The sequence below is a fragment of the Campylobacter sp. RM10537 genome, assembly GCF_022369435.1.
Classification (GTDB): Bacteria; Campylobacterota; Campylobacteria; order Campylobacterales; family Campylobacteraceae; genus Campylobacter_D; species Campylobacter_D molothri.
This window is the reverse complement of sequence record NZ_CP059597.1, coordinates 1032169-1053310: the sequence shown is the minus strand read 5'-3', so window position 1 is coordinate 1053310 and position 21142 is coordinate 1032169. Positions and strand designations below refer to the sequence as shown.

Annotated in this window: 27 protein-coding genes and 1 other RNA gene; 7 read left to right on the top strand and 21 right to left on the bottom strand. The window is 28.3% G+C overall.

Features of this window, described 5'->3' with window-relative positions:
- Positions 1–10: 10 nt before the first annotated feature.
- A complete protein-coding gene (locus CMOL_RS05345) occupies positions 11–1330 on the bottom strand; it encodes an NCS2 family permease (protein WP_200280863.1) in 1320 nt (439 codons plus the stop codon).
- Between the two features lie 8 nt (positions 1331–1338).
- Positions 1339–2403, bottom strand: a complete 1065-nt coding sequence (mqnE, locus tag CMOL_RS05340; protein ID WP_239820015.1) for an aminofutalosine synthase MqnE — start codon at positions 2401–2403, stop codon at positions 1339–1341.
- Positions 2404–2610: 207 nt separating this feature from the next.
- On the opposite strand from mqnE, the gene glmS reads away from it, so the two are divergent.
- Positions 2611–4407, top strand: a complete 1797-nt coding sequence (glmS, locus tag CMOL_RS05335; protein WP_239820014.1) for a glutamine--fructose-6-phosphate transaminase (isomerizing) — start codon at positions 2611–2613, stop codon at positions 4405–4407.
- Positions 4408–4542: 135 nt separating this feature from the next.
- The gene (fumC, locus tag CMOL_RS05330) at positions 4543–5934 is read left to right on the top strand and encodes a class II fumarate hydratase (RefSeq protein WP_239820013.1); all 1392 of its coding nucleotides are present in this window, start codon (positions 4543–4545) and stop codon (positions 5932–5934) included.
- A gap of 29 nt (positions 5935–5963) precedes the next feature.
- Here the strand turns inward: fumC and CMOL_RS05325 are convergent, their stop codons facing one another.
- Both CMOL_RS05325 and ruvB read right to left on the bottom strand, forming a co-directional pair.
- Positions 5964–7007 carry an AI-2E family transporter gene (locus CMOL_RS05325; protein ID WP_200280669.1) on the bottom strand — a complete coding sequence of 348 codons (1044 nt, stop codon included), beginning with the start codon at positions 7005–7007 and terminating at the stop codon, positions 5964–5966.
- Between the two features lie 4 nt (positions 7008–7011).
- Entirely contained in the window at positions 7012–8019 is a 1008-nt protein-coding gene (gene ruvB, locus CMOL_RS05320; protein ID WP_200280666.1) for a Holliday junction branch migration DNA helicase RuvB, read from the bottom strand.
- Positions 8020–8108: 89 nt separating this feature from the next.
- Between ruvB and CMOL_RS05315 the strand changes: the two genes are divergently transcribed.
- The 3 genes from CMOL_RS05315 to CMOL_RS05305 all read left to right on the top strand — a co-directional run bounded on the left by CMOL_RS05315 (position 8109) and on the right by CMOL_RS05305 (position 10263).
- Positions 8109–8519: a histidine phosphotransferase gene (locus tag CMOL_RS05315; protein ID WP_200280663.1), complete on the top strand. Its 411-nt coding sequence runs from the start codon at positions 8109–8111 to the stop codon at positions 8517–8519.
- A 1-nt stretch (position 8520) separates the two neighbouring features.
- Positions 8521–8880: a transfer-messenger RNA gene (ssrA, locus tag CMOL_RS05310) on the top strand.
- Between the two features lie 180 nt (positions 8881–9060).
- Positions 9061–10263 (top strand): tyrosine-type recombinase/integrase, encoded by a 1203-nt coding sequence (locus CMOL_RS05305; RefSeq protein WP_239820012.1) that lies wholly within the window; start codon positions 9061–9063, stop codon positions 10261–10263.
- Here the strand turns inward: CMOL_RS05305 and CMOL_RS05300 are convergent.
- From CMOL_RS05300 to CMOL_RS05235, 14 genes are all read right to left on the bottom strand, one after another.
- Positions 10260–10430, bottom strand: coding sequence for a helix-turn-helix domain-containing protein (locus tag CMOL_RS05300; RefSeq protein WP_239820011.1), 171 nt, complete (start codon positions 10428–10430; stop codon positions 10260–10262). The two genes, CMOL_RS05305 and CMOL_RS05300, sit on opposite strands and share 4 nt — an antisense overlap.
- Positions 10423–10965, bottom strand: coding sequence for a pentapeptide repeat-containing protein (locus CMOL_RS05295; protein ID WP_239820010.1), 543 nt, complete (start codon positions 10963–10965; stop codon positions 10423–10425). Before CMOL_RS05295 ends, CMOL_RS05300 begins: the two co-directional genes overlap by 8 nt.
- Position 10966: 1 nt before the next feature.
- The gene (locus tag CMOL_RS05290; RefSeq protein ID WP_239820009.1) at positions 10967–11641 is read right to left on the bottom strand and encodes an antA/AntB antirepressor family protein; all 675 of its coding nucleotides are present in this window, start codon (positions 11639–11641) and stop codon (positions 10967–10969) included.
- A 113-nt stretch (positions 11642–11754) separates the two neighbouring features.
- Positions 11755–11919: a hypothetical protein gene (locus tag CMOL_RS05285; RefSeq protein ID WP_002871203.1), complete on the bottom strand. Its 165-nt coding sequence runs from the start codon at positions 11917–11919 to the stop codon at positions 11755–11757.
- A 94-nt stretch (positions 11920–12013) separates the two neighbouring features.
- Positions 12014–12895: a P63C domain-containing protein gene (locus CMOL_RS05280; protein WP_239820008.1), complete on the bottom strand. Its 882-nt coding sequence runs from the start codon at positions 12893–12895 to the stop codon at positions 12014–12016.
- 20 nt (positions 12896–12915) lie between these two features.
- Entirely contained in the window at positions 12916–13803 is an 888-nt protein-coding gene (locus CMOL_RS05275; protein WP_239820007.1) for a hypothetical protein, read from the bottom strand.
- Positions 13804–13894: 91 nt separating this feature from the next.
- A complete protein-coding gene (locus CMOL_RS05270) occupies positions 13895–14170 on the bottom strand; it encodes a hypothetical protein (RefSeq protein WP_239820006.1) in 276 nt (91 codons plus the stop codon).
- On the bottom strand, positions 14151–14846 hold the full coding sequence (locus tag CMOL_RS05265; RefSeq protein ID WP_239820005.1) for a hypothetical protein: 696 nt from the start codon (positions 14844–14846) through the stop codon (positions 14151–14153). Before CMOL_RS05265 ends, CMOL_RS05270 begins: the two co-directional genes overlap by 20 nt.
- On the bottom strand, positions 14843–15577 hold the full coding sequence (locus CMOL_RS05260; protein ID WP_239820004.1) for a hypothetical protein: 735 nt from the start codon (positions 15575–15577) through the stop codon (positions 14843–14845). Before CMOL_RS05260 ends, CMOL_RS05265 begins: the two co-directional genes overlap by 4 nt.
- Position 15578: 1 nt before the next feature.
- Positions 15579–16433, bottom strand: coding sequence for a lambda exonuclease family protein (locus tag CMOL_RS05255; protein WP_239820003.1), 855 nt, complete (start codon positions 16431–16433; stop codon positions 15579–15581).
- 2 nt (positions 16434–16435) lie between these two features.
- Positions 16436–16660, bottom strand: a complete 225-nt coding sequence (locus CMOL_RS05250; protein WP_239820002.1) for a helix-turn-helix domain-containing protein — start codon at positions 16658–16660, stop codon at positions 16436–16438.
- Entirely contained in the window at positions 16657–16911 is a 255-nt protein-coding gene (locus CMOL_RS05245) for a hypothetical protein (RefSeq protein ID WP_239820001.1), read from the bottom strand. Before CMOL_RS05245 ends, CMOL_RS05250 begins: the two co-directional genes overlap by 4 nt.
- Complete coding sequence (locus tag CMOL_RS05240) at positions 16902–17141, bottom strand: hypothetical protein (protein WP_239820000.1); 240 nt, start codon at positions 17139–17141, stop codon at positions 16902–16904. Before CMOL_RS05240 ends, CMOL_RS05245 begins: the two co-directional genes overlap by 10 nt.
- Before the next feature lie 368 nt (positions 17142–17509).
- Positions 17510–17794, bottom strand: a complete 285-nt coding sequence (locus CMOL_RS05235) for a hypothetical protein (RefSeq protein WP_239819999.1) — start codon at positions 17792–17794, stop codon at positions 17510–17512.
- Between the two features lie 477 nt (positions 17795–18271).
- On the opposite strand from CMOL_RS05235, the gene CMOL_RS05230 reads away from it, so the two are divergent.
- The gene (locus CMOL_RS05230) at positions 18272–18409 is read left to right on the top strand and encodes a hypothetical protein (RefSeq protein WP_239819998.1); all 138 of its coding nucleotides are present in this window, start codon (positions 18272–18274) and stop codon (positions 18407–18409) included.
- A gap of 18 nt (positions 18410–18427) precedes the next feature.
- Positions 18428–19219, top strand: a complete 792-nt coding sequence (locus CMOL_RS05225) for an SEL1-like repeat protein (RefSeq protein WP_239819997.1) — start codon at positions 18428–18430, stop codon at positions 19217–19219.
- Here CMOL_RS05225 and CMOL_RS05220 read toward each other — a convergent pair whose 3' ends face one another.
- From CMOL_RS05220 to CMOL_RS05210, 3 genes are read right to left on the bottom strand one after another with little or no spacing between them, the layout of a single operon-like run.
- The gene (locus CMOL_RS05220; protein WP_239819996.1) at positions 19220–20053 is read right to left on the bottom strand and encodes a hypothetical protein; all 834 of its coding nucleotides are present in this window, start codon (positions 20051–20053) and stop codon (positions 19220–19222) included. It lies immediately after the preceding gene.
- Positions 20043–20693 carry a DNA/RNA non-specific endonuclease gene (locus CMOL_RS05215; RefSeq protein ID WP_239819995.1) on the bottom strand — a complete coding sequence of 217 codons (651 nt, stop codon included), beginning with the start codon at positions 20691–20693 and terminating at the stop codon, positions 20043–20045. Before CMOL_RS05215 ends, CMOL_RS05220 begins: the two co-directional genes overlap by 11 nt.
- The gene (locus tag CMOL_RS05210; RefSeq protein WP_239819994.1) at positions 20693–21127 is read right to left on the bottom strand and encodes a protein-export chaperone SecB; all 435 of its coding nucleotides are present in this window, start codon (positions 21125–21127) and stop codon (positions 20693–20695) included. The genes CMOL_RS05215 and CMOL_RS05210 overlap by 1 nt, the downstream gene beginning before the upstream one ends.
- Between the last annotated feature and the right edge of the window lie 15 nt (positions 21128–21142).

Below are 21142 nucleotides of genomic sequence, written 5' to 3'. Positions count from 1 at the left end.
ATCCCCTTTTTTATTGTAATGCAATTAGTAAAAAATTACCCAAAGAAATCAAACTTAAAACAACAATACCTAAATTAATTTGATTCCACTGGCGTTTAAAAACTCTTATGAGTAAATAAGTAAGAAAACCGAAAGCAAAACCTGAAGTAATGGAATAGGTAAGCGGCATCATGATTATAGTAAAAAAGCTACCTACTGCTATAGCTTCATCTTTAAAATCTATATTTTTAACTTCCATGAACATTAAAATTCCCACCATTATAAGAACAGGATAAATTGCATTTGCAGGTATGGCTTTAAAAAGCGGTAGTAAAAAAAGAGTTAAAACAAAGCATAAAGCTACAACTAGTGCTGTAAGACCGGTTCTACCACCGCTTTCTACTCCAGTTGTGCTTTCAACAAAAGCTGTTACAGTAGATGTCCCAACTAAAGAACCCAGAGTAGATCCAGTAGCATCTGCCATTAAAGTTTTTCCAAGTTTTTTTTCGCCATTTTTAGCATCATCAAATATTTTTCCTCTCTCTCCTACTCCGGTAATAGTACCAATACTATCGAAAAGTTGGGTAATGAAAAAAGTAAGTATGATAGGAATCATACCAATATTTAAAGCATTTTTGATATCTAATTTAAAAAAAATTGCCCCTAGGCCATTGGCAGAATCAAAAGCAGGTAGAGAGAATAGTTGAGTTGGAAATTGTGCTTGATCAATATGAAAAATCCAAGCAATAATTGAGCTAATTAAAACTCCAAAAATAAAAGCTCCTTTGAGTTTTACAGCCCAAAAAAAGATAATAAGTGCGAGAGTAAAAATTCCAAAAAGCACATGAGAACTTCCAAAATTTCCTATTCCTACCAAAGTATCTTTATTGTGCTCAATAATTCCCATCTGACTCAATCCCAAAAAAGTGATAAAACAGCCAATACCTGCACAAATTGCTAATCTTAAATCTTTAGGTATGTTTCTAATAATCCAAAGGCGAAAATGCGTAAATGAAAGAATAAGAAAAATAATACTTGAAATAAAAACAGCCCCTAAAGCACTTTGCCAAGGAATTTTTTGCGCTCCACAAACCGCAAAGGTAAAATAAGCATTTAAACCCATACCAACACTCATGGCAACTGGCGTATTAGCAAAAAAAGCATTAAAAGCACTTGCTATAATAGTAACCAAGGTGGTTGCTGTGATTAAAGCTTCTATGGGCATACCAGTATTGCTTACAATTGCTGAATTGACAGGGATGATATAAACCATAGCTAAAAAAGTGGTCAATCCAGCGATTAATTCTGTACGAAAATTAGTTTTATTTTCTTTAAGTTTGAACAAATTTATCTCCTAAATTAATAAATTTTTAACTCATTGTATAAACTATCTCGTTCTACAGGGATTAAGTTGGCAGTTTTAATCATATCTATAAAAGTTTTCAAGCTTGTTCCTTTAGCTGATTTTGCCCCTCCAGCACTTTGAATACTTTCTTTTTCAATAGTTCCATCTAAATCATTGGCACCAAATTCTTGAGCTACCATAGCTAAATTTAGAGTCATTGTTGCCCAATATGCTTTGATATTTTTAATATTATCAAGTACTAAACGTGAAATGGCAACCGTTTTTAAAATTTCTTCACTGTCCATAATTTTATCAGTTTGTATAAAGCTATTATTTCTTTGCCAAACTAAAGGAATGAAAGCATTAAACCCACCAGTTTCATCTTGTAAATTTCTAAGTCTAAACATATGATCGATTCTATGTTTTCTTTCTTCTATATGTCCAAAAAGCATGGTAGCATTACTTTGCTTACCTTTTTTGTGCCATAGTTTGTGAATTTTTAACCAATTTTCGCTACTAACTTTTCCATGGCAAATTTTTTTACGAATTTCTTCATCAAAAATTTCAGCTCCTCCGCCAGGCATTGAATCTACACCATATTCTAACATTTTTTCTATCACTTCTTCATAGCTCATTGTAAAACGTCGATGTAAGAAATCAATTTCAGCTGCTGTCATAGCCTTTATATGAATATAGGGATATTTTTCTTTAATCATTTTAAAAATTTCTAAATACCATTGCCAGCTTGTATCTTTATTATGAGCAGAAACTATATGCACTTCTTTTGTGCCACGAGTTACAGTTTCATCAACTATTTTCATGATTTCATCGTGAGTCATTATATAAGGATTTGGATTTTTGCGATGGGCTGAAAAGGCACAAAATTTACAAGTATCTGCACAGATATTAGTTGGATTGATATGGCGATTAATATTAAAATAAACTTTTTTTCCGTGAAATTTTTGACGTCTTTTATGAGCTAATTTACCTAAAGTAAAAAGATCTAAATCCCAAAGTCTATTTGCTTCTTCCTGATTAATTCTTTCTTCATTTTCCAGTTTTTTAATTAAATTTTTCATTTGATTATCACTTATTTTATTTTTTAAAATTTTAAGATAAACATTATAAATTCTTACTGAAAAAAAGATTGATATTATAGGTAAATTTCGATAAAATAGAGTTTTATCTGTATTTTAAAAAAATATAATTTTAAAATAAATCATTAAAAAAGATAAGTTAAAATTCGATTGTTTAAAATAAATTAATTAATTTTTAAGAGAGTAAAAATGTGTGGAATAGTAGGCTATATAGGAAAAAGTGAAAAAAAACAAACTATAATAAGCGGACTTAAGGAACTTGAGTATCGTGGCTATGATAGTGCGGGTTTAGCAGTAATGAAAGATGGAGAGCTTAATTTTTTTAAAGCTGTGGGAAAGCTTGAAAATTTATCCAATAAATGCGCTAATTTTTCTAGTGAAGGTTATGGATTTGCTATAGGACATACACGCTGGGCAACTCATGGCAAACCAACAGAAATTAATGCACATCCACATTTGGGTCAATATTCTTGCGTGATCCATAATGGGATTATTGAAAACTATAAAGAAATTAAAGACAAATTAGAGCAAAATAGTATTCATTTTTTAAGTCAAACTGATACTGAAGTGATAGTACAACTTTTTGAATTTTATGCCAAAGATATGGATACATTTGAGGCATTTAAAAAGACTATCAATGAATTGCGTGGAGCCTTTGCAATTCTTTTGATTACAAAAAAAGATCCTAATCATGTTTTTTTTGCTAAAAATGCAGCTCCTTTAATTGTAGGAAAAAATGAAGAAAATGAAATTTATTTTGCTAGTGCAGATACACCTTTAATTGGACTTTGTAATGAGGTAATTTATCTTGAGGATTTGAGCTTAGGCTATGCCAATAAAGAAGAACTAGTGATTTTTGAAAATGATAAACTTAAAAGCAATTCTTTTACAAAATTGCGAGGTGATAAAGCTTTTGCTAAAAAAGATGGTTTTCGCTTTTTTATGGAAAAAGAAATTTATGAACAAAGTCGCGTTATGAGTGAAGTTTTGATGGGACGTATTAATGGCGATGAAGTAGTTTTTGATGAGCTTGAAAATGAAAATTTAAGCGATATTGAAGAAATTACTTTATGTGCATGTGGAACAAGTTATCATGCAGCTATGGCTAGTGCTTATTTATTTGAACGTTTGGCAAAAATTAAAGCTAAGGTTGAGATCGCAAGCGAATTTCGCTATCGCGATGCAGTAATTAAACCTAATTCTTTATTTATTGTAATCTCTCAAAGTGGAGAAACTGCAGATACATTGGAGGCTTTAAAAATAGCAAAAGAACAAGGTGCAAAAACTTTTGCAATTTGTAATGTTGATAATTCCAATATGGTACGTTTAGCTCATTTAAGTCTTTTAACTCGCGCAGGTATTGAAAAAGGAGTGGCCTCAACGAAAGCTTTTGCAACTCAAATTTTAACACTTTGGATGTTGGCTATTTTTATTGCACAAAAGAAAAATTTTGATATTTCTAGAGAAATTAAAGCCTTATTGCATACGCCAAATTGTGTTAAAGTCAATGCAAAATTACATGAAAAAATTCATCGTTTATCTAAACGCTATCTTGATGGACATGGTTTTTTCTTTATAGGACGCGACGTTTTTTATCCTTTAGCTTTAGAAGGTGCTTTAAAATTAAAAGAACTTTCTTATTTGCATGCTGAAGGCTATCCAGCAGGTGAAATGAAGCACGGTCCTATAGCATTAGCTGATTCTAAACTTTATACCATTGCTTTAATGCCTAAAAATATGCTTTATGAAAAAACAAAATCCAATGTTGAAGAATTAATTGCTAGAGATTCTACTGTGCTTAGTATTTCGCCTTTGGAATTTGATTTGAGCGATGATTTTATAAAAACCAATGAGCAAAATCATTATATGTGTGAATTTTTTGAAATGATGGTAATTACACAACTTTTAGCGATGGAGATTTCTATTAGATTGGGTAATGATGTAGATATGCCAAGAAATCTTGCAAAAAGTGTAACAGTAGAGTAAAAATCTATTGTGTGCAGTTTTGAAACAAAGTTTATTTAAATCCATACTTATTGATTTAAAATTTAAACTATAAGCTAATTTTATGTCTATTTTTGTTTAAATCATTATATGAAATTAAAATTGAAGGAAAATATAATGGAGTATAGAATAGAGCATGATACAATGGGTGAAGTTAGAGTGTCAAATGATAAATATTGGGGAGCACAAACCCAGAGAAGTTTTGAAAATTTTAAAATCGGTTGTGAAAAAATGCCAAAGGTTTTGATTTATGCTTTTGCTAATCTTAAAAAATCTTTAGCTTTGGTTAATCATAAACTTGGCAAACTTGATGATACTAAAAAAAATGCCATAGTGCAAGCTTGTGATGAAATTATTTTAGGTAAATTTGATGATAATTTTCCGCTTGCCATTTGGCAAACAGGATCGGGCACTCAAAGTAATATGAATATGAATGAAGTAATTGCAAATCGTGCAACTGAAATTATGGGTGGAGACTTTCGTAAAGAAAAGCTTGTACATCCCAATGATCATGTTAATATGAGTCAAAGTTCAAATGATACCTTTCCAACGGCTATGAGTATTGTTGCAGTTGAGCAAGTTGAAAAAAAACTTATTCCTGCTTTAGATAAACTTATTGCAACTTTTGAAAATAAAGTAAAAGAATTTAAAGATATTATCAAAATAGGGCGTACTCATTTGCAAGATGCCACTCCATTAACCTTAGCTCAAGAATTTAGTGGTTATTTGTCGATGCTTTTACACTCTAAGGAGCAAATTATTGCTTCTTTGTCAAGCTTAAGGGAGTTGGCTATTGGTGGAACAGCTGTAGGAACAGGTCTTAATGCTCATCCAGAGCTTGGTGAAAAAGTTAGTGAAGAATTAAGCAAACTGATAGGGACTAAGTTTATTTCAAGCCCAAATAAATTCTATGCTTTAACAAGTCATGATGCGATTAATTTTACACATGGAGCTATGAAAGGTTTAGCTGCAAATTTGATGAAAATTGCTAATGATATTAGATGGTTATCTTCAGGTCCAAGATGCGGACTTGGAGAGCTTAGTATTCCTGAAAATGAACCAGGAAGTTCTATAATGCCAGGTAAAGTAAATCCAACTCAATGTGAAGCTATAACAATGGTTGCAGTTCAAGTTATGGGAAATGATGCAACAATTGGATTTGCAGCAAGCCAAGGAAATTTCGAACTCAATGTTTTTAAACCTGTGATTATTTATAATTTTTTACAAAGCCTTGATTTATTGGCTGATTCTATGCATTCATTTAATATCCATTGTGCTGTAGGTATAGAACCTAATCGTGAAAAAATTGATTACAACCTTCACAATTCTTTAATGCTAGTTACCGCCTTAAATCCATATATTGGTTATGAAAATGCTGCAAAAGTAGCTAAAAATGCACACAAAAAAGGAATTTCTTTAAAAGAAAGTGCAATAGAGCTTGGTTTAGTTAACGAAGAAGATTTTAATCAATTTGTTGATCCAACTAAAATGATAGGACCAAAAGCTTAATTTGAATTTATCTAGCTTAGCTAGATAAATCAGATCAGTTTTTTATCTTTTAAAATTACATACATTCTAATTGTAGAAATAAAAAAAGTTAAAATTGCAGGACCTAAAATAATACCCCAAAAACCAAAGCTCGATATTCCTGCTATCATGGCTAGGAAAATCAAGAGCTCATTAATTTTTGTTGGTGTTTTAACGAGTTTTTTATTGATCCATTTTATAATTAAAGGCTTGATTAAAGTATCAGCGATAAAAGAAATAACAACTATAGAATAAATTAAAATTACAAGTGCTGAATTTAAACCATTAGAAGCAAATTCATAAAGACTTACTGGTATATAAACTAAAGCACCACCAACGGCTGGTATTAAAGAGCTAACAGCAAAAATTGCTCCCATTAAAATTCCATCATATCCATAAAACATGGTAATAATTCCAAATAGAGTTCCTTGAAAAATAGCAATGATTACCATAGAATAAAGCACAACAGCCATTACATTGCCAACTTCTGATAAAACATCATCTAATTCATTTCTATCTACTGGAACGATTGATTTTAGGTAAATGACGAGTTCGGTTCCATATAAATTAGCAAAAAAATAAAAAACACAAATTAAAGCCATATCTATGAGAAATTTAGCTCCAGATTTTGTAAAGCTTGAGGCATAATTTAAAGCTTGTTTTGAAATATTGTTTAAATCTATAGAGGCTAAAAATTCTTTGACCTTTGGTTCTAAGAAATTAAATCCTTCAGGTAGGGTAAATTGATAATTTTTTATATAATCTAGCGTATTAGAAATTAAGCTAATATCAAAGTTTTTTAAAGTTTTAGCTAGTTCTATCATCGTGTAAAAAAAAGGAGCAAAAAATAAAATTACCATACAAGAAGTTGTTAAAATTGAAGCAAAAAATTTATGCCCTTTAGTCAGATGTAAAAATTTTGCATTTATATTAGATGTTGCTACTGCCATTAAACTTGCAATAATAATTACAAGTAAAAAGCTTTTAAAAAGATAAAGTAAAAGTGATAAAATAACTAAAATAAAAGAAATTAAAAATATTTTTCCGTTTTTCAAAAAACTACTCCTCAAATAAATTTTTTTGATATTTTAATTTTAATGCATTAAAGCTTTTATGACTTGCTATGCGTCCTTTAGCAGTGCGTTCTATATAGCCATTTGCTAATAAATAAGGTTCTATAACATCTTCAATCGTATTTTCATCTTCACTTAAAGCTGCAGCTATACTTGCAAGTCCCATAGGTTTTTGTTTTGCTGCTGTTAAAAGTTCAAGATATCTTAAATCCATCGCATCAAAACCCAATTCATTTACTCCTAAAGAATTTAAAGCTTCATTAGCTCTTTTTAGAGTAATATTTTTTTCATCATTAACATCAGCAAAATCTCTCACTCTTTTTAAAAGCCGAAGTGCAATTCTAGGTGTAGATCTTGATCTTTTTGCGATTTCAAGTGCTGCATCTTCTTCACAGACTTTATTAAGTTTTAAAGCAGCTTTTTGAAGTATAGTTGCAAGTTCATTATCTTTGTAAAATTCTAAACGAAATTGCATACCAAAACGATCTCTTAAGGGATTACTAAGCATACCCGCACGTGTAGTAGCACCTATGAGTGTGAATTTGGGCAGATCAATTTTTATTGTTTGTGCCGCAGGACCACTTCCTATAATGATATCTAAGCGATAATCTTCCATTGCTGGATAAAGTACTTCTTCAATAGCAGGGCTTAGACGATGAATTTCATCGATAAATAAAACATCACCTTCGCTTAAATTCGTTAAAATGGCAGCTAAATCTCCACTTTTTTCTATCATCGGTGCAGCTGTTGTTTTAATATTTGCTTCCATTTCATAAGAAATAATATTAGCTAAAGTTGTTTTTCCAAGTCCTGCTGGACCACTAAAGAGGATATGATCTAAACATTCATTTCGTTTTTTTGCTGCAGCAATAAAAACATTTAAATTTTTTTTAATACTTTCTTGTCCTATATAGCCATCAAAACTTGAAGGGCGTAAAGAATTTTCATAAGTTTCATCAAAAGAATATTTTTCTATTTCTACTATTCTATCCATTTTTCATTCTTGTATTTCTGAGAAAATTAAAATAAGATTTTAACTAAATTTTGCTAGAATTTACTTAAACTTTATAATATGGTTTAAAAATGGGAATTTTAACAAAATTAGAATTAGAATATGAAATTGACGATATAGAAAAGTTTTTGCAATTTTTTAGAACAATGTGCGATAGGTTTGAACCTTTGATTATAAAGCTAGGTAGTGATAGTGTGCGTTATAAAGAAGCAATTAAAGAACTTGAAACTTTAGCACACAATACCGCATGGGCTGCAAGGCGCTTAGAGCTTAATGAGATTACTGATTTTTGTGTATTTTGTGAAGAAATGATGGCACAAGCAAATCGTTTTGAAGGTCCAGCTAGTGAAGAATTTACAGATTGGATGCTTTTAGTCAGTGACCAATTTGAAAAATATTGCCGTTCATATGAAAATGATGATTCAGTTTTAGCTGTTTTTAATCCTTTAATTGTTAATGTTCCAAATATTATTTCTAAATAATGGGAGCGACTTGGCTTCGACAGGAGTAAGTCTGCTTGGATGGCATGTCGCTTTAGGCAAAGCGTAAAAAGCCTAAATAAAATTAAACGCAAACAACGTTAAATTTGCTCCTGCTTACGCTAAAGCTGCGTAAGTTCAGTTGAGCCTGAATTTTAAGTCATACTATCTAGCTTAAAATTTGGTCATCTTAAGATAGTGTAGCTTAAAACTTGACGCATTTTAAGTGAAATTAAAGTCTTAGCTATATTTTTAAGTTTTGGAAGATGAGCGAAATATAGTGAAAAAGTCATCTTTACTAAGCATGTAGAGGTCTTTGCGGGGTTATTTTTGGACAGGGGTTCAATTCCCCTCGCTTCCACCATTAATAGATTTCTTAAAATTTAAAAATCTTTCAAAATCCCCATTTTTAGCAATTCTTTTTATTTCTTGTAATTTCCAATTATTGCAATTTTTTCTATTTTTTCTTATAATTCTGTAGCCATTTATGTAGCCAAAGTATTAAAAAACAATTTGGGATACAAAAATTTATAAGGTTGGAAAAATGCTTACTCAAAAAGATATTGATATTTTAGAAATTAAAGAAAAAAGATATATGATTAGCGTCGGGGAGCCGAAAGAATTATATGTTCGTGTTAATCCAACTGGAAAAAAAGTTTTTTATCTAAGGGCTTCAAAATTTAAACAATTTATAACTATTGGAGAATGCCAAAAAGGTATTTTAAACGTTACTAATGCAAGGGAAAAGGCAAAAGAGCTCTTAAAATCAATGTATGATGGGAGTTTTGTTTCAAAAAGTGAAAAAGGAGTAACTTTAAATAAAGCCAATGATCTTTATATAGAAATTAAAGCAAAAAAATTAAGTAAGGCTACAATCAAAAAAGAGCAATTAGTTTATGGAAAATATTTCAATTCAACTTTAGGAGATAAAGCTATAAATGATTTGAAAAAAGATGATTTTTTACCTATTTTTGATCTTATGTATAAAAAAGGAATTTTTGAGACTATTAGTAGAAGTATATCTTTTTTATGTAGAGTTTTAGAATTTTGTAGACAAAGAGGAGATTTAAAAACAGATATTGTTTTACACTTAAAAGATTTACAAAGATTTTATAAAGAGGCAAATTATACACAATCTAAGCATTATAAAGCTATAGTTGATGAAATAGGAGTTAAAAATTTGCTTTATTGTATAAAAAAATATTCCAAGTCACCAAGAACAAATATGACTATTATTAATGCGATTTATTTTACTTTATTAACCGCACAAAGAAGTAAAAATATACGTTTTGCTAAATGGAAAGATATTGATTTTAAAAATAATCTTTGGGTAATAAAAGCAGACGAAATGAAAGTGTCTAGCAATGGAGATAATATTATCCCGTTAAATAAATATGCGTTAAAAGTTTTAGAAATTCAAAGAATTTTAAATGGGAACAAGGAGTATATTTTCACTAATAATAACGGAATTATTAGTGAAAGTTTTGGAGTTAAATTTTTTAAAACATATAATTTAGAACATACTATACATGGTTTTAGGAGCACTTTTAGGAGTATTTGCACTGAAAAAAGTGATGAGCTTATAAAACTTGGAATAGGTAAAGATATAGCCGAAATGATATTACACCACATAAATGGCAATGAAGTAACAAGAGCTTACGATAGATCTAAGGCTATAAATTTAAGGATTAAATTAATGAATTGGTATGGAGATTATTTGAATTCACTTTGTGATTTTGATTTTTAGAAAGAATGGGTATTTAACCATTTGATAATAGCATTTTTTTCATATCTTATTGTTTTTCCTATTTTAATATAAGGGATTTTATTTTCTTTTCTAAGTCTCCATAATGAAGTAACGCTTATATTTAAAAATTTACTCAAATCTTTTTCACTCATGTATTCTTCAATCATGTTTTACTCCTAATCTTTTATCTATAATTTCAAAAATAAGTTCTTTATAATAATCCCATAGCCATTTTTGTTCATCATCTTCTATATCATCAGCAGTTGTTTTTCTCCAATCCTCTATGCTTTTGCTATCACAACCTAAATTCATTATAGTTTTAGTAAAACTCATAACATAAGTATCCAAGACAACGCTAAAGATATTTTTCATATCTCCTATACAATCTCTAAGATTTACATTTTCAAATATACAATTTTCAAATTCTGTTCTTAGAAAATTACAAAAATGGAAACTTGCTCCACTAAAATCACAATCTATAAAAGATGCATTCTTGCTTGAAATATCATTTAAATTAGCATTTTTAAAACTAGCACCATTTATAAATACATTATCAAAATCTAAACCACTTAAATTTAGATTTTCTAAGTTTGCATCATTTAAAGAAATACCTTCTAAAATGCAGTGCTCGACTAATTCTTTTTCACTTTTTCTATCATCTTCTATAATAATAGTTTCATCTAATCTTTTTAAAATTGACAATTTATCTCCTTAATATTTTTTTCCATTTTTCTTCGTATTCATCATAATTTTGCCAATAATTTAAATCTTTTTCTAATTTGTTTAAAACAGTTTCAAAAACAGTATCTTTTCCTATTTTTTCTGCAAATAAGCTCATTTCCCATTCTTTTATGCAAAGAATTCCGTAATCTTTTGCTAGTATTTTTCTAAGCTCTAAAAGTTCTTTTTCACTAAGTTTTCTTTTAAAACATAACTCGTTTTTATGTTCTAAGTCGTATTGTAAGGCTTTGATTTTGTTTTCATATTTCTCCTTTTGTTGTTTTAATTGGGATTTATAACCTAAGCTTTGTCTAAAAGCTAGTTTTTGTATTTTTTCTTGTTCTAGGTTTTTTAAACGTTTTTCGCAGTCTATAAAATAACGTCTCGCTTGTCTGCCTTTTTCGTTGTTTTCAACCATGCAAAGTTCTTTAGCCATATCTAAGGTTACATAGTATTCTTTGCGTGGGCGACCTTTTGTATAAACAAGTTCTATAATGTAATCTTGGTTTTTAATGAAATTGTAATGTAATATTCTTCTTTCTAGCCAAATTGAGAATTGCGTCTCTATTTCTAAAAAACAAAATATTTCTCTTGCATTAGCTGAATTTATTTCAGCACCTATTGTTTTATCATTGTAGATTTGAATTTGTGTTTGCATAGATATACCTTTATAATGTTTAAAATATTTTAAAAGTATATCTTTAAAATACTTAAATAAGTATTAAAGTATTTTATTATAATTTTAACATAATACTAAAGCAATACTTTTAATCACTTTTGATTAAAAGTTTCCATATCTTTCATAATAAGATGATAAATATATGTATTTAAAGGAAAACCCAAGCTGTCAGCTCTCTCTTGAAGATATTCTTTTGCTTTGTCACTAACTTTTAATTGTATAAGGTTGCTTCCCTTACTTTCTTTTTCTTCAGCCATATTACTCCTTTGTGTTTCTTATTTAAAACTCTACAACAAATTTGCTGTAAACTCTATTTTTTATTTTTCTAAAATTTTAGAAAAATTATTGAGATTATTTTTCTTTCAGCCTACCTTTTTCATCAAATTCTATATCTTCATCTTGTTCTCTTGATTTTATCTTTTTAAAGTTTTCCCACATTTGTTTCATATTGTCGCTAGTTTGCATTATGCCTATAACCTTATAAATTTGGGCTGTTAAATTAGGTTGCCCTATATCTTTAGATAAGTTTTGATGATATCTTGCATTTTTTGGAGTTTTTTCTTTTAATTCCTCTAAAACTCCTTTTGGAAGTTGTTTGTAAATAAGCGTATTAGTCCATTTACCTATTATTGCAGGACGTTTTTGTATGCCTTTTGTTGTAAAGTCCCAACCATTAAGCCTAAATAATTCTTTATAAAAATCATCCGGAAATCTTTTTTCCCATTTAAGCAACTCTTCGCTAATATAAGCTTTTAGTATTTTTTGAAGTTCATCTCTTTCTCTTTCATATTGATACCCTGTTGCTTCATCGACTAAAGCTGTAATTCCTAATCTCGCTAAAGAGCGGATTAAAATTTCTGCTTTTTTTGCAGTTTCTATTTGTGTTTGTGTTAAAATACCTTCTTCTCTTCCTCTTAAATATAAATCAGCTACTAAAGGCAATATATCGGCACTATAACCCTCTTTAGTTTTGCCATTTTTATCTAAATATGAAATCTTTCTGATCTTGGCTTTAAGTTCTGGTGAAATCAATGTTTGGAGATTTTTTGCATCCATAAAAGCAGGTATTTGATCCAGCCTTGCATTTCCTCTCGGTTCTCTTCCTAAGGCTTTAAATACTCCACTATGAGTGATAACTCTTACTCCATTTTCTAAAACTGCTACATCAATAGGGCTTTCATTTATTTTTAAGACACCATCTGCCAAAGATTTTAGTAGTTTCTCTTCTGCCATTTTAATCCTTTCTTTAAAATTTATTCCACATTTAATATAACAATTTCTTTGATTTTATTATATTCTTTTACTATTCTTAGTTTTAGTTTTGCTTCTTGTTCTTGTATGCTAGATTTGGCAAGTTTCATTCTAGCGTTAACATCTATTATATCTGCATTAGCCCAATGAGTTTTACCGTATAAAATTATTTTAAATTTTTTCTTGTCATTTGTTTTTTCAAAACCTAAAATTTTAAAATCCTCTTCAATATCTTCTGTTTGTGTGGTATCTTCTATTTCTTTAAAGTTGTAATCTTCTTTATTTTGATTAGTAATAACATCATTTCCTAAACTAAAGCTAGCTTTTTCATCATCTTTTAGTATTTTAACTAATGTTGTCTTGGGAGCATTGCAAGCATTTTGTAATTCTTTATTTTTGGCGATTTCGGCTATAATTTTTGCGTTTTCATTTTGAGATTTTATTTTTTCTATATTTTCATTATGAATTAAAAAATTTCCAAATGACCAACAACCTCCAATAATTAATGCTATTGCTATAAAAAGAATGAGCTTATCTCTACTTTCCATATCTTTAATCACTCCTAATAAATTTGTTAAAAGCTCGTCTGTTTTGATTTCTAAGCTACCTTCTCCTAAATAAAAACGAATTAATTTATTTTTATCAATACCATCAATTCCAAAATCCTTTTTTAATATATCGGCAACTCTATAAAAACTATCTTGATAAGAATCAATAACTCTTGCGATTTCAGCGTCTATGTATCCTATATTATAGTTCTCAAATCTCCCACCCTGCAACTTAATAGTATGTTGTATTGTGCCAACTTCTGTTACTTTAACATTTTCCCCATTTGAAAGTTTTTCAAAAATTACAAGCAAGTCATCAACTGAATTTATTGATAAATCCATTTATCTCTCCTTAAATTAAGTTTTGCAATTTTATCAAAATTTTACTTAAGCAAATAGATTTCTTTCTATATGTTTAAACATAATTTCATTATTATCCTTGTTTAACCTTTTCACACATTAAAAATTTTTCAACATCTTCAAAAGCTTTAACAATAAGCTTTTTTTCATGAAAGAAATTTCTTCCACTTGGCTTACTTTTGTAAATTTTGTAAGCCTTTCTGAGTTCTTTTTTGCTTATGTGATTTTTATAATTTATTTTCTCGATTTTTATTTCATTTTGTTTGGCAAAGTCGCAAAAACAAGTTCTTCTTTCACTAAATGGTATGATTTTTACAATTTCAAGATAATTAGAACGGCAAACTTCCATCATCATCTCCTATTTCGATATATTTTTCATTGTTATTGTTTTTTACTTCATTTCCATAAGGATTATAGCTTTGATTTTCTTTTGGAATAAATGATTTATTATTGTCGTTATTTAAAGATTTATGCCTTGCTTTAAAAGATTTTATAGATAAAGGCTCTTTATTATTTTGAAACTCATCCATACTTTGCATTTTTTCATTAAAAATTCTATCAAGAAAGATTTTGTTAGCAAGTTCTCCATTTTTACTTAAATATTCTTCTGTTCCAAAACCTAAAACTAAAAGTTTATTAACTAAAGAATTTAGATAAATAACTTCAGTCTGCACTCCAAAAACATTCTCATTTCCATTTTCACTATAATCTAATTCTTCAACGCCTAAAAATTTCATAATGGCATTTAATTGTCTAAAGCCGATATAATCCTCACTTTCTCCGTTTTTATTGACATAAGAAAAGCTGTTATTTTTGGCTACAAAAAGGTTAAATGTGGCTAGTTTTTGTTCTTTTTTTGTTAAAAACTCAAAATAAGCAAAAGTATTTATACTGCCATCACTTGCCAATCTATCATATAAAAAGGCTTTGCGAAATACTCCGCTATAAAGCCCACCTTGATTTAAATATTCAACATTATACGCATAATCCGCTACTTCGTAACTTGCTTTAAAACTAGGTATCATTTTTCATCCTTTAACATATTTAAAAGTTTATCTTTATCGTTTAGCAATTCTTGTATTTTTTCACTTGTAAATAAAGAATGTTTTTTTATAAAAGAGTTTTGTTCTTGAGTATTTAAGCCATTGTCGCTCATAAATTTTCTAAGTTCAGCACCTAAAGCTTTTATCTCTTTTGCTTTATTTTCTAAAGCTATTTTTTCATCATTGCTCCAAACTTTTAAATCTTCATTTGGATTTAAAAATTGCTTTTCCTTTATTGTTTCTAATTCACTCTCATCAAGCATTCCAAGTCCGCAAATACTTAAGGTTACACGCCTTTTTGCTTTTGTGATAGCTTTCATTATTGCGTTTGCTAAATTATCACCGCCTAAATTTTTAATATTTAAAGCACCTGTATCACAATCGGTTCTTCCATCGGGTGTAGCTGCATAGGCTGTAACCATATAGATATCCCCCACTTGATTCACTTCTGTTTTTGTAATACTTACTTTTCTTATTTGTCTTAGTTGATCTGTGGCTGATTTGTTTGCGTATAAAGTAAGCTTTTCATTTAAAACGATATATTCAAATGGTTTAGTAAGCATATTTAAACCCAAGCTATCGCAAAGATTTTTAACATAAGCTGTTCTTTCTATATCGCTAAGTTTTGATAAGTCGCCTTTAACTAAGGCAAGTTCATAAGGATTGAAATTTATTCCTGATTGTTCTTTTGTTACTATAATTTCGTTATTCATTTTATGCTCCTTTTTTAATTTTTAAACACATCGAGGTGCTTTCTTTATGAAATTCTTTAGGCACTGTAATATTACTTTTCTCCAAAAATCCTTTATAATCAATAGTCGTTCTATTTTGTGGATAAACTGTAATATCAAGACATTTAACCTTTTCACCATTGGCTAATTCTATAAACTCTTTTTTCAAGGTTTCAAGTTTTTCTTTGATAGGCTTAATAGTGCTTTCAAGACGTATGATTTCTAATGCTAACGCTTTAGATCGGTTATCATCTAACTCCTTATAATCGGTTTTATCATCAATAAGGTATTTGATAATAAAATTTTCCAACTCTTTAACAAGCCATTTTTGGTAATTTTCATCGCTTAGAACTTCACATTCTATTAAATCTTCATTTTCGTTCATAACCATAAAAAAGCATTGTTTAGCACCACTTATATAAAGCTGGAATTGCACTTGTGCATAGTATTTATCGCTTGGCTTATTATTTGTTTTTACAAAATCAAATTCTTTGTTTGAGTATTTAAATTCATAAATATCTTTATTCTCATCTACTCCATCTAAACTTGCAATAAACATTTCGTTTTCTGAGCTTTGCAAAACTACGGGTTTAATGCTTGTAAAATGTGTAAATTCTGCTTTGGCTCTAATTAAACTTTCATAAGCTATACCATTTTTCATAGCTTTGTTTTGATAGACTTCTTTTTTACCTAAAATAATATTTTTAGCATCCTCTTTAGAATGAAAAGCTCCCTTTATTCCAATACAAGATGCAACCATAGAGGCACCTATTTTTCCTTTTCTAAACTCTAACCATTCCTTAGAGCCTTGTTCTAGATTTATGATTTTATATTTCATTGTTATACCGCCTTTTTTAAAGTTTTTGGTTTTTCTTTTAAAATGTAAGTTGTATTTCTTGTTTTTTTATTATGATGTGTTTCAATCACATAACCTTTGTTTCTTAGATTATAAATATAAGCTCCAAGTCTTATAGAAATTCTTTTATCTAGACAAAAGAAGTTATCTATCTTCCCTTTTTCAAGCAAAATATTAAGTATTTGTGCTTCTTGCGTTAAAGTTGTCATTGTGTATTCTCCTTTAGTTTTTTTATTATTTCTATGGCAATTTCATCGTTATTTCTAACTCCGATTAATCCCAAAGCTTCAAGCGTTTTTATCCGAAAGTGAGATAGCTTTGCATTGCTTTTAATTTCATCTTCTAATTTTTTGCCTATTTCATTAATTGAAACATCTTTAAGATTGATAAGCTTTTTTAATCTCGCAAGCTCTTCTTCTAAGTATTTGATTTTTTCATTTTTATTATTTTTTAAGAACATTGTTTAGCTCCTTGCTTGAGTTCGTAGTTTTCATTTTTTAAAGCATTGATTTTTTGTAAATTCTCTATTTCGCTAATGCAAGATTGTGATAGATCTTTAGAAAGGTTTAGATTTCTAAGCCTAAGATTTTTGATTTCATTTTTTAATTCTTTCAATTCTTCTTGTTCTTTGCGATATTCTTCTTTTGAATAAATCTTAATTACTTTTTCTTTAGAATGATATATTTTCATTGTTTTCTCCTTTTTAATGCTTAAAAGAGACAACGAATAAAGGAAAATAATGAATTTAAATCTTGTTTTTTAAAGGAGTATCCCATGCTGCAATAAAATTTAGTCTAGTGAGTAAATAAAAATCGTTGCCTCATTTAAGCATTAAGGAGTTTAAGAAAAAATCTACTTTCTTAAACCCTTGTTTTCTGTCGTTTTTAAAGTGCAAGAAAACTTTTTAAAATAGCACTATAAACAATAATTACGAGCCAAGTTTGTGGATAACTTGCTAACCCTTCCACTATCCTAAACTATTAACATAATAGCTAAAGCTTAATTTCCAAGTGGTCAAAAGCTTAAGAAAGCCTTTTTTTAAAAGACTTGTTAAACTTTTAGACTAAATTTTTATATTTGTTTTTAAAAGAGGTTATATTTTGCAATAAATCAAGCATGTCGTTAAAAAACTCGTCTTTATAAGCACCGATTAATGCTGTAGTTTTATCATCATCGTTAGATATAGCTAAAAGTTCGTTTTGTAATTCTTCTAATTTTATATCTATATCCATAAAAATTTCATTGCTATTTATTTCAGTTTCTATCAACTCTTTATCTCTTAAATCATTTGCTTTTTCAAACTCATCGTATGCGTTATCAAAAGAACAAGATGTGTAACTCATTTCATTTCCTTTTTTTGTTTTGTTGATAAAATTGTAGTATTACTACACTTAAAATATACTTAAATAAAGGTAGTATTACTACAATTATTTAAAAAATATTTTTGGTATAATTTTGTTCTAAAGAATAAATGCACAGAAAAACAATAAGGTTAAGATATGAATTTATTTATGAAATCATTTTTGATAACATTATGTATTGCATTTGTTAATTCTTTTCTTTACTATGTCTATTATCATTCTCAATATTCTTATTTATCTTATGCACAACTTTTTGATTTTTTAGATATAGTTTTCACTTGGGCGTTTTGCTTTATTTTTATTTACGCGATATTTTATACAATTAAGAAAATTTATTACGGAAATAATGAATGCAAAAACTTCATTTTTAATTCCGCCATTCCTATAATAGTGGCAACAGTAATAAGCAAAAACTTATTAATCTTATTTTTAAGAAGCTTACATATATATGGTTGGGTTTTGCAGTATATCTTTGCAAATGAGAAAAATCCTTTTTTTGTATTTAGAAAATACAATCCTAAGTCATACACAGAAGAAGAGATTATAGATGTTGAAGTTGAAGATGAAAAACCTAGAAAATCATTAAAAACATTTTAGAGAATTTGGAAAGATAAATTGAGAATATTGTTAGCTTTATTTATATGTATTTATGGCTTTGGAGCTGATGTATGCGAAATGATAGATTTTGAAGAATTTGAATATTTGAATAAATACTTATCGAATTTTGATGATAGTTCCAAAAATAATCAATTATTAGATAAAGCATTTTTAGAATGCAAAATTCAAAATAACAAAAAAGCAACAAAAATAAATAAAAGCGCTTGTTTATATATTTATAAAAATTTTGTATCAGATCAAAGGTGGGATACATTAAAAAGCTTACCTGACGTTGTTTTAGCATTAATCTTTACACAGACTATTTTAATGGAAGAAGATAATAAAAATGATAGAGAAGTAGCTCTTGTGATAAGTAGTAAAGTTAGTGAATTAATTCGTGAGCTTTTGGATTTTGGACTTAAAGAAGTTAAAAATAAAGATGCTATAAATAATCTTAAACTTTTAGAATTTTTATCAGAAACAAATAATTTTACTTTTAGCAAAATCAAATTTTGTCCTTTATATCATAATGGAAAATTGCAAAGCGATAAAATAGATATGCCTTGTGCTTGTAAAAAAAGCACAGCATTTTTGTTAAAACCAGATACTATAAGACAAGCTTTTTTAAACTTAAAGCTTTTATGTGATAAATATAAAGACAGAGAAAGTTGTGGAGCTGTTGGTGGACTTTATGAAAATGGACAAGGCGTAAGAATTGATTTTAAACAAGCTAAAAAATACTATGGATTAGCTTGTGATTACGGTTATCAATTTGGCTGTGATGGATATAAAAGGTTGATGGGGTATTGATTAAAAATTATATAAATCTATTTTGCCTGATATTTTATTTTTAATAGCTATATTTTTTAATATCAAATTATTATTAATTTCAAAGTCTATAATTTCTGTATCGCTAACATTAATATGGTATGTTTTATAAATATGTTCTATTTGTCTTCTTATATTTATTTTGCATAAATATACATATGTAGGATATTCATTAATTGTATATCCAAAATTTGGTATAATAATCTCACCTGTTTTTAGACAAGGCATAATGTTAATACCATTATCTCTTAAATCTTTAATATTCTCATTTGTATATAAAATATCATTTTTCAATGGAGATTTTATATGATCTATAACATCAGGCCAATTTTTCTGTATAATATCAAATAGTTCTTGATTACACCATTGTTTATGGGGTAATACGTCTATAAAATATATTGAATCATTGTTGTAATACGGTAAAAAACAATACAATAAGTCCCCAGTTCTATCATATTCTTGTTTATTTTTAAGATATTCTCCTAGATGAAAATGATGAATTCCAAAAGAAGAAAACATTTTATCATTATTATTTAATCTTTTACTAAGAAAAGGATTAACATCTTCTCCTTTCTTTAATTTGTATTCTATTTTGTTAATTGTTTTCCGTATTTTTTTATTTAGAGTTCGTTCTTTAATCTCTTTTGATATAAATACTTTTCTAGGTTTAGGTGGTATAGAAAAATATATTTCTTTGAGATATTCCGCAAAATAATCTTTTGAATTATAGTTTGATAATTCTTTTTTTAATTTTGCTTCAGCACATTTATTTAATTGTGTTATAATTTTTTCATAAGAAAAATCATTATTTATCACAATCAACCTTGTAACTTTTTATACTCTCATTTTCTACTTCATGATTTGGCACTTGATAACATTCTTTAAAATTATCACCTTTTAAGATTTTAATATAAGAGCTTGGAATAGCTATATTGTTTTTCATTCTTTGTGGATTACTATCATAATTAACCAAATTCAAAACTTCTAAACTCCCAAGCTTTAAAGCTACTTGTCTTTCTCTTTTTTCAATCTTGTTCCAAACTCTTTGATTGATTTGTGGATTTTGTGGAGTGATATTGCTCATTAAAAAAGTGCTTCTTTGTGCTTGAGTTGTTTTTCTCATCGAAGCATTAGAAAGAGTATGTCCTCTATCATAACCACTGTTTTTATAATCGCTCCAAGTAGTGCGGTATTTTTTAGGAATATTGGTATCATCTTCAAAACGAGGACGTTTTTTAATTTGTTTACCTTTTAGATTATCAGCTTCTAATCTATAAGCTACTGCTTTTGTCCCTTTATAACCATAATCATAACAATTTAGATAATAGAATTTATCTAAAACTTGTGAGCAACTTTGTGTCGTAAAATACTTAGCAAACTCTTCGCTCGGTTTATATTGTATATAATTAGCTAAGGCTAGAGTTGCTAGTAAGGATAAGATTGTAAGTTTTTTCATTAATTATTATTTATAATATCCACTTTGAATTGTTCAAAACTAACAGGTTGTAGATGATAAGGAGGAAAGCCAGATAACATTGTGATTTGTGCTATCATTGGTCTCAAATATGAAAACATTATTGCCACAGCATTATTTAAAAACAATTCATTTTCTTTATTTTTATTTTCAAATTCAATCAGCGATAGTATGGAAGTCGATATATTATAGACATCGTTATTAGCAATATGTGCTTGAATATCAAAATCCAATTGAATCAAAAATTGATCTTTTTCTTTACTATCCTGTTTTTTTGCAATAGCGCCTATCTTGTTTTTACATTGAATGCTTTTAACATTATCTATATTTATTTTGGTCACTTTATTTTGTTCAAAATTAAATTTTTTCATTTCTATTGATAAAATTTTAAATATGCCAGATTCTATTTCTCTCATTGTAACTCCTTATAT

Excerpts from the sequence above, each read along its gene's own strand:
- CMOL_RS05255 (WP_239820003.1), bottom strand. The coding sequence starts at position 16,433 with ATGAAATATAAAATCATAAATCTAGAACAAGGCTCTAAGGAATGGTTA.
- CMOL_RS05305 (WP_239820012.1), top strand. The coding sequence starts at position 9,061 with ATGCTTACTCAAAAAGATATTGATATTTTAGAAATTAAAGAAAAAAGA.
- glmS (WP_239820014.1), top strand. The coding sequence starts at position 2,611 with ATGTGTGGAATAGTAGGCTATATAGGAAAAAGTGAAAAAAAACAAACT.
- fumC (WP_239820013.1), top strand. The coding sequence starts at position 4,543 with ATGGAGTATAGAATAGAGCATGATACAATGGGTGAAGTTAGAGTGTCA.
- CMOL_RS05245 (WP_239820001.1), bottom strand. The coding sequence starts at position 16,911 with ATGTTCTTAAAAAATAATAAAAATGAAAAAATCAAATACTTAGAAGAA.
- CMOL_RS05290 (WP_239820009.1), bottom strand. The coding sequence starts at position 11,641 with ATGCAAACACAAATTCAAATCTACAATGATAAAACAATAGGTGCTGAA.
- CMOL_RS05260 (WP_239820004.1), bottom strand. The coding sequence starts at position 15,577 with ATGAATAACGAAATTATAGTAACAAAAGAACAATCAGGAATAAATTTC.
- CMOL_RS05240 (WP_239820000.1), bottom strand. The coding sequence starts at position 17,141 with ATGAAAATATATCATTCTAAAGAAAAAGTAATTAAGATTTATTCAAAA.
- CMOL_RS05275 (WP_239820007.1), bottom strand. The coding sequence starts at position 13,803 with ATGGATTTATCAATAAATTCAGTTGATGACTTGCTTGTAATTTTTGAA.
- CMOL_RS05265 (WP_239820005.1), bottom strand. The coding sequence starts at position 14,846 with ATGATACCTAGTTTTAAAGCAAGTTACGAAGTAGCGGATTATGCGTAT.
- CMOL_RS05215 (WP_239819995.1), bottom strand. The coding sequence starts at position 20,693 with ATGAAAAAACTTACAATCTTATCCTTACTAGCAACTCTAGCCTTAGCT.
- CMOL_RS05300 (WP_239820011.1), bottom strand. The coding sequence starts at position 10,430 with ATGATTGAAGAATACATGAGTGAAAAAGATTTGAGTAAATTTTTAAAT.
- ruvB (WP_200280666.1), bottom strand. The coding sequence starts at position 8,019 with ATGGATAGAATAGTAGAAATAGAAAAATATTCTTTTGATGAAACTTAT.
- CMOL_RS05250 (WP_239820002.1), bottom strand. The coding sequence starts at position 16,660 with ATGACAACTTTAACGCAAGAAGCACAAATACTTAATATTTTGCTTGAA.
- CMOL_RS05315 (WP_200280663.1), top strand. The coding sequence starts at position 8,109 with ATGGGAATTTTAACAAAATTAGAATTAGAATATGAAATTGACGATATA.
- mqnE (WP_239820015.1), bottom strand. The coding sequence starts at position 2,403 with ATGAAAAATTTAATTAAAAAACTGGAAAATGAAGAAAGAATTAATCAG.
- CMOL_RS05285 (WP_002871203.1), bottom strand. The coding sequence starts at position 11,919 with ATGGCTGAAGAAAAAGAAAGTAAGGGAAGCAACCTTATACAATTAAAA.
- CMOL_RS05210 (WP_239819994.1), bottom strand. The coding sequence starts at position 21,127 with ATGAGAGAAATAGAATCTGGCATATTTAAAATTTTATCAATAGAAATG.
- CMOL_RS05235 (WP_239819999.1), bottom strand. The coding sequence starts at position 17,794 with ATGAGTTACACATCTTGTTCTTTTGATAACGCATACGATGAGTTTGAA.
- CMOL_RS05270 (WP_239820006.1), bottom strand. The coding sequence starts at position 14,170 with ATGGAAGTTTGCCGTTCTAATTATCTTGAAATTGTAAAAATCATACCA.
- CMOL_RS05280 (WP_239820008.1), bottom strand. The coding sequence starts at position 12,895 with ATGGCAGAAGAGAAACTACTAAAATCTTTGGCAGATGGTGTCTTAAAA.